The sequence below is a fragment of the Bacillus sp. 05T31 genome (assembly GCF_056396725.1).
In genome coordinates this window covers 1-772 of record NZ_JBFTMA010001166.1, presented here as the reverse complement: position 1 = coordinate 772, position 772 = coordinate 1, and the positions used below count along the sequence as shown (strand labels likewise).

1 protein-coding gene and 1 pseudogene are annotated in these 772 nt (G+C 32.8%); both read right to left on the bottom strand.

Annotated features, from left to right (window positions below):
- Window positions 1–128: 128 nt before the first annotated feature.
- A pseudogene (locus tag AC1DJR_RS32135) lies at window positions 129–355 on the bottom strand (hypothetical protein).
- Window positions 356–407: 52 nt separating this feature from the next.
- Window positions 408–772, bottom strand: a 365-nt coding sequence (locus AC1DJR_RS32130; protein ID WP_477004484.1) for a CapA family protein, incomplete at its 5' end; no start/stop codon positions are given.

The following is a 772-nucleotide window of genomic DNA, read 5'->3' as shown; positions in this document are numbered from 1 at the left end:
ATCCTGTGCTATTTGATTTACTTATTTAATAAAAGAAAAGAGTTAACATACAATTCTACTTGAAATAAAAAAGATAGATACAAGCGGCGGGAAATCCTGCTTGTTCTATCTTTTTTATTCTTTGAAAGTTAAATGAAATACGCTCCATATTTAAGAAGGATAAAGCTAGTTAACCAAAAAAGTATTGCAATACGAATGATTACGTACATTGCAAATTCAAAGGGAGTAAGTTTTCTCTCTCGCTTTATTTTTCTTAGAAGTCTAACAGAAAAAATGAACATAAAAGCAGGATCGCTATAGATATTTTATACACGTTTTCTAACAGACTTATATTTTCTAATAAGTTTTTCAGCATATTCATCACCTATCCCGTAATGTATGTTACAGAGAAATGAATCTCGTGCTGTTTAGTTGCGTTTRTTTATTATTTTCCCAGTATCATCAATTTCTACATCAGTTGAAACCGTTTGTAAATATTGCAGTGCTTTTTTCTTTTCTTCTTCATTTACAGGAGAAACTTGGTTGTTGCGAATGATGTAAGGATTGAATGACATTTGGACATCCTTACCTTTAAAGGTTAAAGTTAATACGCCTGTTTCGGCACTCTTTCCATTTACATAATTCGGGAATAAAAAGTTTCCTAACGAGTATGCGATAGGAACTTTATTGTAATACTCAAATCCTTGTAACCAATGCGGGTGACTTCCAACGATTGCATCAGCACCCGCCTCTACCATTTTCGGAACATATTGTTTCTGGTATTCTATTGGGC